This window comes from Burkholderia sp. Tr-20390, assembly GCF_017104595.1.
Lineage (GTDB): Bacteria > Pseudomonadota > Gammaproteobacteria > Burkholderiales > Burkholderiaceae > Burkholderia.
Genome location: NZ_JAAGPC010000262.1, coordinates 1 through 8,832 on the forward strand (window position 1 = coordinate 1; position 8,832 = coordinate 8,832).

Sequence of the window (8,832 nt, forward strand, 5' to 3'; positions counted from 1 at the left end):
TATCGGCGGCCTCCGCGCACACGGCGCGCGAACGCATGCCCGGCGGCCGGGCGGCAGCGGGCGGACGGGCGAACCGGAACGGAGCGGAAGGACGGGCGCGGCATGACTGGCGACATCGGGCGGATCGTGGCCGGACGTGGTGGTCGGGCCGTCAAACATCATATGAATGGCGGCCGGGACGCGGGTCCGGGCCGGTGGTCGGGCACGCTCATTTTAGGGCCGCGGCACCGCGTGTTCGGGGCGGGCGCGAACGGGTTTTGTAACCGATTGTATGGCGCGGGACGAACGGTTTCGCGGGGTCGGTCCATTTCCATCCAAAGCGGCTCAAGCGTCTCATGCATTCGGGTCCTGAAACGGGCTGCGGAGCCGGCTCGCCAGTCTGTAACCATTGGCGGTATACGGCCCGATACCCGTTCGTCTAGAATCCGCGTAACTTTTACAAACAATCCCCCAATAAAGCAGGCGGGGAAGCCGGCAGACGCCGGAGGGACGGAGATGCGCACGCGCCGGGCGTGCACGGCGACAGCCGTTTCCGGGCACCTTCCGCTGCCACGGGCCGCCTGCCCGCACGCATGATGAACGCACTGGAACAAGAGCTCGCCACGCTGATCATCGGCGAACTGAATCTCGAAGACGTCACGCTCGAAACAGTGACGGCCGAGACCCCGCTGTATGGCGAGGGTTTCGGGCTCGACTCCATCGACATCCTGGAAATCGCACTGCTGATCTCGAAGAAATACGGCTTCGAGCTGCGTTCGGACAATCCGGACAACCAGAAGATCTTTGCGACGCTCGGTGCACTGGCGGCGTACGTCGCCGCGCACCGCACGAAGTGACGGTGTCGCGCCACGGGCGCGACGCGCAGATGATGACAGCAGGCGGCCGCGATAGGCAGACGATACGCGGCCGCGTCGATCGAGGGGGAACGCGATGAACGGAGCAATTCGATGTGGGCTCTCGTGACGGGCGGCAGCGGCGCACTCGGGCAGGCGATCTGCACGGCGCTCGCGCAGGCTGGCCACGAAGTGTGGGTGCATGCGAACCGCCATCTCGCGCAGGCGGAGGCGGTCGCGCAGCAGATCGTCGCGGCCGGCGGCACCGCGCACGCGATCGCGTTCGACGTGACCGACGCCGATGCGACGCTCGCCGCGCTGCAGCCGTTCATCGACGATGCGCCGGTGCAGATCCTCGTCAACAACGCCGGCATTCACGACGATGCGCCGCTGGCCGGCATGTCGCGCCGGCAATGGCACAGCGTGCTCGACGTGACGCTCAACGGCTTCTTCAACGTCACGCAGCCGCTGCTGTTGCCGATGATCCGCACGCGGCGCGGACGGATCGTCAACATCGCGTCAGTGGCCGGCGTGACCGGCAATCGCGGGCAGGTCAACTACGCGGCCGCGAAGGCGGGGCTGATCGGCGCGACGAAGTCGCTGTCGCTGGAGCTCGCGTCGCGCGGCATCACCGTGAACGCGGTTGCGCCCGGCATCATCGAATCGCCGATGGCCGAGCATGCGTTTCCCGCCGAACGCATCAAGCAGCTCGTGCCCGCGCAGCGTGCGGGCCGGCCCGACGAAGTCGCGGCGATGGTCGCGTATCTGGTGTCCGACGCCGCGGCCTATGTGACGGGGCAGGTGCTGTCCGTCAACGGCGGGCTCGCCTGACGAAGCGCGCAGCGTCGGCGTGACGTAACGCAACGCGGCGCAGGCCGCGAGGTTGCGCGGCCTGCGCCGCATAGTGAGGAAATCGAAGTGTCCGTGCATCCAGTCGACGCCGAACGGCGCCCGTGTTCCCTGTCGTCCTCCACCGCGCCCGTCGTGCGCGGGCAGACGGCGGCCGGGCCGGTCGCATCGCGATCAGGCGAAGCGCTCGCGCATGGCGGCGGCCGCGCACTGCGGCTCGTCCGGATGAGCCATGCGCGGCTCGCCGCGTTGCTGCACGATGCGCGTGGTCGTGGCGATGGATTCGAGCGCGCGTTTCCCGGCGCGTTGGGTGCGGTGTGCATTGGCGCTGGCGAGGCATCGCACGCCGAATCGCGAGCGGACGCGGCGGCACGGATGCTGGCCGATGTCGTGCCCGACTTGCCGGTCGCCCCGGTGCCGATGACGCTGCTCGGCGCCGGCATCGCGCCGGACGACGCCGTCTGCGAAATCTGGCAATGCCATGCGCGCGACCTGCGCAGCGAACGGCGCGGCGCGCTGCACTATCGGTACAGCGAAACGGCGGGCCTCGTGTTCGGCAGCATCGTCGTGCACGAAGCAGCACGTGAGGCGAACGAATCGCACGACGGCGGCACCCCGCTCGAACGCGCGACCCACGACGCGTACCGCGCGCTGTTCGACGTGCTCGATTCGCTCGGCATGCCGCATCCGCTGCGCATCTGGAATACCGTGCCGGCGATCAACGCGGTGCAGTTCGGGATCGAGCGCTATCGTCAGTTCAATATCGGCCGCCAGCACGCGTTCGATGCGTGCCGCCGCGCGCTGACGGGCGGCGTGCCGGCCGCATGCGCGCTCGGCTCGGTCGTGCCGGTCGCGGGCGATGCATCGCCGGCCGCGCCGCTCGCGATCCATTTCCTCGCGAGCCGCACGCCGGCCGATCCGGTCGAGAACCCGCGCCAGGTCAGCGCGTATCACTATCCGGCGCAGTACGGCCCGCGTGCGCCGACGTTCGCGCGTGCCGCCGCGTGGTCGCAACGCGATGCCGCGCCGGTGCTGTTCGTGTCGGGCACCGCGAGCATCGTCGGGCACCGCACCGTGCATCACGGCGACGTCGTCGCGCAAACGCGCGAGACGGTCGCGAACCTCGCGGCCGTGCTCGAGCAGGCCGCGCGCCAGGGGCACGGCCCGTTCTCGCTCGCCGACCTGAGCTATCGCGTCTACGTGCGCGACGCCGGCGATGCCGCGGCGCTGGCCGCGATCGAGCGCGTGCTGCGCGAGGCGGCCGGCCCCGGCGTGCGGCCGCTCGTCGTCCATGCGGACGTGTGCCGCGACGACCTGCTGGTCGAGATCGAGGCCAGCGCGGGTCATGAGGAGGCATGGTTGTCATGAAGCGGGAAAACCTCACGATCGAGCAACCGGCCCCACGCGTGGGCGACGTCGACGAAGCCTGCCGACGGTCGCCGGCAAGTCATAAACTTTTGTCAGGATCCCCGTCTTCGCAATCGGCCGTTTCCATGTCCAAGCTGCACGCCTCGTCCACCCATCTCGTCCTGATTCCGAGCTACAACCCGGGTGCCAAGGTCGACACGACCGTGCGCAATGCCCGCGCGCAGTGGAATCCGGTGTGGGTCGTCGTCGACGGCAGCACCGACGGCAGCGCCGAACGGCTGCAGGCGATGGCCGAGCGCGACCCGGGGCTGCGCGTGATCGTGCTGCCGGAGAACCGCGGCAAGGGCGCCGCGGTGCTCGCCGGGCTCGACGCGGCGGCCGCGAGCGGCTTCACGCATGTGTTGACGATGGATTCCGACGGCCAGCATCCGGCCGACCTGATTCCCGCGTTCATGGCCGCGTCGCAGGCCGCGCCCGACGCGATGGTGCTGGGCGTGCCGAAGTTCGACGCGAGCGCGCCGCAGTTGCGCGTGCAGGGGCGCCGCCTGTCGAACGCGTGGGCCGACCTCGAGACGTTGTGGGCCGGGATCGGCGATTCGCTGTACGGGTTTCGCGTGTATCCGGTCGCGCCGCTGGCCGCGATCATGCGCCGCCAGCCGTGGATGCGCGGCTTCGACTTCGATCCCGAGGCGGCCGTGCGGCTGTGCTGGGCCGGCGTGCGGCCGATCCGCATCGACGCGCCGGTGCGCTATTTCGGCCGCCACGAGGGCGGCGTCTCGCACTTCCATTACGGCCGCGACAACGCGCTGCTCGCGTGGATGCACCTGCGCCTGTTCACCGGCTTCGCGGTGCGGCTGCCGATGCTGGTCGCGCGGCGGCTGACGCGACGCCACGACCAGACGGCCTGAGCCTGCCCGTTTCCCGTTCCGGTCGTCGCCCGGTTGCGGCGATTGCTCCGTTTTCCGTCGTCAATCCCGTGCCGACGCGCCGCTTCGTTCCTGTTCGTTGAGTAATCAACGTGTCATCTGATGTAAACATCTGGTAATTTTCTGCCGGATTATGCAAAATCGCCGCTCCCAAATACAACTATCGAGGGATTCCGGGATGCAACTCAAGAAAGCGGTGGCAGCGTGTGGCGTGGCGTTTCTGTTGAGCGCGTGCGGCGGGGTGCAGAGCCTTGACGCGAACAGCCTGACGTCGGCGGGGACCAGCCTGTACAAGGCAGCGACGCTGTCGGACAGCGACATCGCCGCACTGTCGAACGACTCGTGCAAGGCGAGCGATGCCGAATCGAAGATCGCGCCGGCGAACAGCGCGTATGCGAAGCGCCTGACGAAGGTGATGAAGGGCTTCGGCGACATGACGCTGAACGGCCAGAAGATCAACTACAAGGTCTACATGACCAAGGACGTCAACGCGTGGGCGATGGGCAACGGCTGCGTGCGCGTGTACAGCGGCCTGATGGACCAGATGAACGACGACGAGCTGCGCGGCGTGATCGGCCATGAAATGGGCCACGTCGCCCTGGGGCACTCGAAGAAGGCGATGCAGACGGCCTACGCGGTCAGCGCGGCGCGCACCGCGGCCGGCGCGGCATCGCCGGGCGTGGCGGCACTGACGAGCTCGCAGCTCGGCGACATCACCGAGAAGTTCATCAATGCGCAGTTCTCGCAGACGCAGGAAAGCGCGGCCGACGACTACTCGTTCGACCTGATGAAGCAGAAGGGCATGAACCAGAAGGGCCTCGTCACCGCATTCCAGAAGCTGGCGAAGCTCGACGGCGGCAAGAGCTCGATGATGGATTCGCACCCGTCGTCGGCGAGCCGCGCGCAGCACATCGAGGATCGCATCGCGAAGGGCAGCTGATCGCGCAACCGGTCGCCTGCCGCGGCGGGCGATCAACCGGCGACATGAAAAACCCCACGCTCTTCCGGGCGTGGGGTTTTGTTTTTGGGGCGGGCGCCGCTTACGGCACCATCCCCGGCAGCACGTACGCCTGCGCGAGCGTGATCAATCCGACGATCACCGCGAACAGCAGGCTGTGCCGCACCGTGAAGCGGAACAGCTCCGACTCCTTGCCGACGAGGCCCGTCGCCGCGCAGGCGACCGCGATCGACTGCGGCGAGATCATCTTCGCGGTCACGCCGCCCGTCGTGTTCGCGGCCACTGCGAGCGTCTCGGGCACGCCGAGCTGATGGGCCGTGGCCTGCTGCAGCGAACAGAACAGCGCGTTCGACGACGTGTCGGAGCCCGTCAGGAACACGCCGAGCCAGCCGAGGAACGGCGAGAAGAACGGGAACGCGGCGCCGGTCGCGGCCAGCATCAGCGCGAGCGTCGACGACATCCCCGAATAGTTCGCGACGAACGCAAACGCCAGCACGAGGCCGATCGACAGGATCGGGCGCGTCAGTTCCTTCAGCGTCTCGCCGAACGTGACGAGCGCGTCGCGCGGCTTCATCCGCAGCAGCGCCATCGAGATCAGCGCGGTCACGAAGATCGCGCTGCCCACCGCCGACACGAGATCGATCTTCAGCACCGCGTCGAGCGCCTTCGGCGTCACGGCGATCGGCGCGGTTTTCACGACGAGCTGGTCGAGCCCCGCCACATGGAACTTCAGCACGGTCGACGCGAGCGCGCCGTGCGCGGCGAACAGCGCCTTGAACGGCGCGATGCTCCATACCGTGACGACGGCCGTCAGGATCAGGAACGGCGACCACGCGCGCACGGTCTGCGCGAGCTTGTACGGCGACGCCTGCCGGCTCGTGCCGGTGCCGAAGCCGTTGCGCGAGCCCGCGCCGCCGAAGCCCGCGAGCGCGGCGCCGCCGCCCGACGCGACGAGGCCGCCGGCCGTCTGTTTCGCGGTGCGCGGCTGCCACACCTTCAGGAACGCGGCGAGCGCGACGAGGCTGACGAGCGACGACGTGATGTCCGGCAGCTCGGGCCCGATGTGGTTCGACGTGAAGTATTGCGTCACCGCGAAGCTGCCGCCCGCGACGAGCGCCGCCGGCCAGGTCTGCCGCACGCCGCGCAGCCCGTCCATCATGAACACGAGCCAGAACGGCACCGCGAGCGACAGCAGCGGCAACTGGCGGCCGGCCATCGCGCCGATATGGAACGGATCGATGCCCGTCACCTGCCCGGCGACGATGATCGGAATGCCCATCGCGCCGAACGCGACCGGCGCGGTGTTTGCAATCAGGCACAGTCCTGCCGCGTGCAGCGGCTTGAAGCCGAGGCCGACGAGCAGCGCCGCCGTGATCGCCACGGGCGCGCCGAAGCCGGCCGCGCCTTCGAGGAATGCGCCGAACGAGAAGCCGATCAGCAGCATCTGCAGGCGCTGGTCGTCGGTGATCGACAGCACGGACGCGCGAATGATGTCGAACTGGCCGGTCTTCACGACGATCTTGTACAGGAACACGGCCGCGACGATGATCCACGCGATCGGCCAGATGCCGTACGCGAAGCCGAAGCCGGCCGCCGCGAGCGCCTGCGGCACGGGCATCCCGTACGCGAGGATCGCGACGCCGAGCGACAGCAGCAGCGTGATCGCCGCGGCGACGTGGCCCTTGAGCCGCAGCGCGGCCAGCGCGACGAAAAAGAAGATGATCGGGATTGCGGCGACGAACGCCGACAGCCCGAGGCTGCCGAGCGGCGTGTAGATCTGATGCCAGGCTTGCATGGATGTCTCCTCCATAGGTTTTTGTCGATACGGCTTGAGAAACGAAACGGCTATTCGGGCTGGCCGCGTGCGCGCAGCAGGTCGGACAGGCTGCGCGGCGCCGGTTCGAGCGGCGTGCGGTGCTGCGTCCAGCCCATCTGTTTTGCCGGCGTCAGCGCACGCAGCCGCGTCGCGGTCCAGCGGAACGCGCGGTACGCGCGCGGATGCGCGAACGCCCCCGACCAGAAGCGCCACACGAGGTCTTCCGCGCGGTTGTAGTTCGCGCCCTGGCCGCGCAGCGGATGCGCGACGGGCTCGTCGGGCTTGCGGTTCGCCTCGGTGCGCAGCCGCACGAGCAGCTGCGGGATCGGAATCCGCACCGGGCATACCTCGCCGCAGGCGCCGCACAGCGTCGATGCGGTCGGCAGGTCGGCCGTCGCGTCGAGGCCGAGCAGGTGCGGCGAGATGATCTTGCCGATCGGGCCCGGGTAGGTCGTGCCGTATGCGTGGCCACCGATGCGTGTGTAGACGGGGCAGTGGTTCATGCACGCGCCGCAGCGGATGCACTGCAGCGTCGCGCGCAACTGCTCGTCCGCGTAGGCCTGCGTGCGGCCGTTGTCGAGCAGCACGAGATGCAGCTCGCGCGGGCCGTCGCGTTCGCCGTCGCGGCGCGGGCCCGAGATCAGGTTGAAGTAGGTCGTGATCGCCTGGCCGGTGGCCGAGCGCGTGAGCAGGCTCGACAGCGGCACGATGTGCTCGAGCTTCTCGACGACCTTCTCGATCCCCATGATCGCGACGTGCGTGTCGGGCACCGTCGTCGACAGGCGGCCGTTGCCTTCGTTCTCGACCAGCCACAGCGTGCCCGTGTCGGCCGCCGCGAAGTTCACGCCGGACAGGCCGATGTCCGCCTCGGCGAACGCGCGGCGCAACGCGCGCCGGCCGGTCTGGATCAGCTCGTCGACGTCCTCGGTGTAGCGCGTGCCGGGGATGTGCGCCTCGAACAGCTCGGCGATGTCGCCGCGCGTCTTGTGGATCGCCGGCATCACGATATGCGACGGCTTCTCGCCCGCGAGCTGCACGATGAATTCGCCCATGTCGGATTCGATGCAGTCGACGCCGTGCTCCGCGAGGGCGTGGTTCAGCTCGATTTCCTCGCTCGCCATCGACTTGCCCTTGATCACGCGGCGGGCCTTCTTCGCCTGCGCGATGCCGAGCACGATCGCGTTCGCGTCGGCGGCCGTCTCGGCCCAGTGCACGTGCACGCCGGCTTCGGTGAGCTTCGTTTCCAGTCGTTCGAGCAGTGCGGGCAATTGCGCGAGCGCGTGCTGTCGCACGGCTTCGCCTAGGTCGCGCAACTGTTGCAGCTCCGCGTCGTCGGGAAACTGCGTCGCGCGCTTGCCTTGCAGGAAGTCCATCGCGCCGCGAAAGCTCGTGCGCAGCGCGGGATCGCCGAGCGCGGCGCGCGCGCGGGCCTTGAAGTCGCCGGGGGCGACGAATTGCACGGTGTGGTCGCTCATTGGGGGCGGTCCTCGCTGGCGGTGGCGGCCGGGCCGGCGGCGGCCGTCTCGGTGACGATCACGACCCACAGGCGGCGCGGGCCGTGCGCGCCATAGGCGAGCGTCTGCTGGATGTCGGACGTCTTCGACGGGCCCGATACCAGCACGAGGTTGGTCGGCATGCCGGCGTGCCAGCGCTCAGCGTGCACGGCCGCGTGCAGGTCGGGGTGCAGCGTGTTCGCATGGACGAGCGCGACATGCAGCGGAGGCACCAGCGACACCGTGCGCGGCGTGCCGGCATCGGGTGCGAGCACGACGGTGCCGGTGGCCGCGATGCCCGAGCGCGCAACGGTGAAGCCCGCGTCGATCGTGTCGAACAGTTCGGTCTTCCATGCGTCGATCGGCCGGTCGAACGGCACCGGCACGACCGTGTCGGGCAGCGCGCGGGCGAGCGCCGCGGATTCGGCGCGGGCCGGGTCGAGCAGCACGCCGCGCACGCCGGCCTCGGCGAGCCGCTCGGCGAGCTTCACGGGTCATGCGTCGCCGGCCGCCGCCCAGCCGTCCGCGTCCGCCGCGGCGACCGCCGGCTGCAGCCTTGGGCCCAGTTGGCGCGCGTCGTTGGGCCCCT

Annotated in this window: 7 protein-coding genes and 1 pseudogene; 5 read left to right on the forward strand and 3 right to left on the reverse strand. The window is 69.2% G+C overall.

Annotated features, from left to right (window positions below; genetic code table 11):
- The first annotated feature begins 575 nt into the window (after positions 1 to 575).
- The 5 genes from G3N98_RS36515 to G3N98_RS36535 all read left to right on the forward strand — a co-directional run bounded on the left by G3N98_RS36515 (position 576) and on the right by G3N98_RS36535 (position 4,916).
- Entirely contained in the window at positions 576 to 836 is a 261-nt protein-coding gene (locus G3N98_RS36515) for a phosphopantetheine-binding protein (protein ID WP_039360173.1), read from the forward strand.
- 111 nt (positions 837 to 947) lie between these two features.
- Positions 948 to 1,664, forward strand: a complete 717-nt coding sequence (gene fabG / locus G3N98_RS36520) for a 3-oxoacyl-ACP reductase FabG (RefSeq protein WP_206150842.1) — start codon at positions 948 to 950, stop codon at positions 1,662 to 1,664.
- 87 nt (positions 1,665 to 1,751) lie between these two features.
- Positions 1,752 to 3,050 carry an endoribonuclease L-PSP gene (locus G3N98_RS36525; RefSeq protein ID WP_206150843.1) on the forward strand — a complete coding sequence of 433 codons (1,299 nt, stop codon included), beginning with the start codon at positions 1,752 to 1,754 and terminating at the stop codon, positions 3,048 to 3,050.
- Between the two features lie 125 nt (positions 3,051 to 3,175).
- Positions 3,176 to 3,958, forward strand: coding sequence for a glycosyltransferase family 2 protein (locus tag G3N98_RS36530; RefSeq protein WP_069248854.1), 783 nt, complete (start codon positions 3,176 to 3,178; stop codon positions 3,956 to 3,958).
- Positions 3,959 to 4,154: 196 nt separating this feature from the next.
- The gene (locus tag G3N98_RS36535) at positions 4,155 to 4,916 is read left to right on the forward strand and encodes a M48 family metallopeptidase (protein ID WP_089446404.1); all 762 of its coding nucleotides are present in this window, start codon (positions 4,155 to 4,157) and stop codon (positions 4,914 to 4,916) included.
- 100 nt (positions 4,917 to 5,016) lie between these two features.
- Here the strand turns inward: G3N98_RS36535 and G3N98_RS36540 are convergent, their stop codons facing one another.
- From G3N98_RS36540 to G3N98_RS36550, 3 genes and pseudogenes are all read right to left on the reverse strand, one after another.
- On the reverse strand, positions 5,017 to 6,729 hold the full coding sequence (locus G3N98_RS36540; protein WP_206150844.1) for a lactate permease LctP family transporter: 1,713 nt from the start codon (positions 6,727 to 6,729) through the stop codon (positions 5,017 to 5,019).
- Positions 6,730 to 6,779: 50 nt separating this feature from the next.
- A complete protein-coding gene (locus G3N98_RS36545) occupies positions 6,780 to 8,225 on the reverse strand; it encodes a LutB/LldF family L-lactate oxidation iron-sulfur protein (protein ID WP_206150845.1) in 1,446 nt (481 codons plus the stop codon).
- Positions 8,222 to 8,832 (reverse strand): annotated as a pseudogene (locus tag G3N98_RS36550) (lactate utilization protein C); the annotation flags it as partial. The pseudogene G3N98_RS36550 and the gene G3N98_RS36545, both read right to left, overlap by 4 nt.

Excerpts from the sequence above, each read along its gene's own strand:
- G3N98_RS36515 (WP_039360173.1), top strand. The coding sequence starts at position 576 with ATGAACGCACTGGAACAAGAGCTCGCCACGCTGATCATCGGCGAACTG.
- fabG (WP_206150842.1), top strand. The coding sequence starts at position 948 with ATGTGGGCTCTCGTGACGGGCGGCAGCGGCGCACTCGGGCAGGCGATC.
- G3N98_RS36530 (WP_069248854.1), top strand. The coding sequence starts at position 3,176 with ATGTCCAAGCTGCACGCCTCGTCCACCCATCTCGTCCTGATTCCGAGC.
- G3N98_RS36535 (WP_089446404.1), top strand. The coding sequence starts at position 4,155 with ATGCAACTCAAGAAAGCGGTGGCAGCGTGTGGCGTGGCGTTTCTGTTG.
- G3N98_RS36540 (WP_206150844.1), bottom strand. The coding sequence starts at position 6,729 with ATGCAAGCCTGGCATCAGATCTACACGCCGCTCGGCAGCCTCGGGCTG.
- G3N98_RS36545 (WP_206150845.1), bottom strand. The coding sequence starts at position 8,225 with ATGAGCGACCACACCGTGCAATTCGTCGCCCCCGGCGACTTCAAGGCC.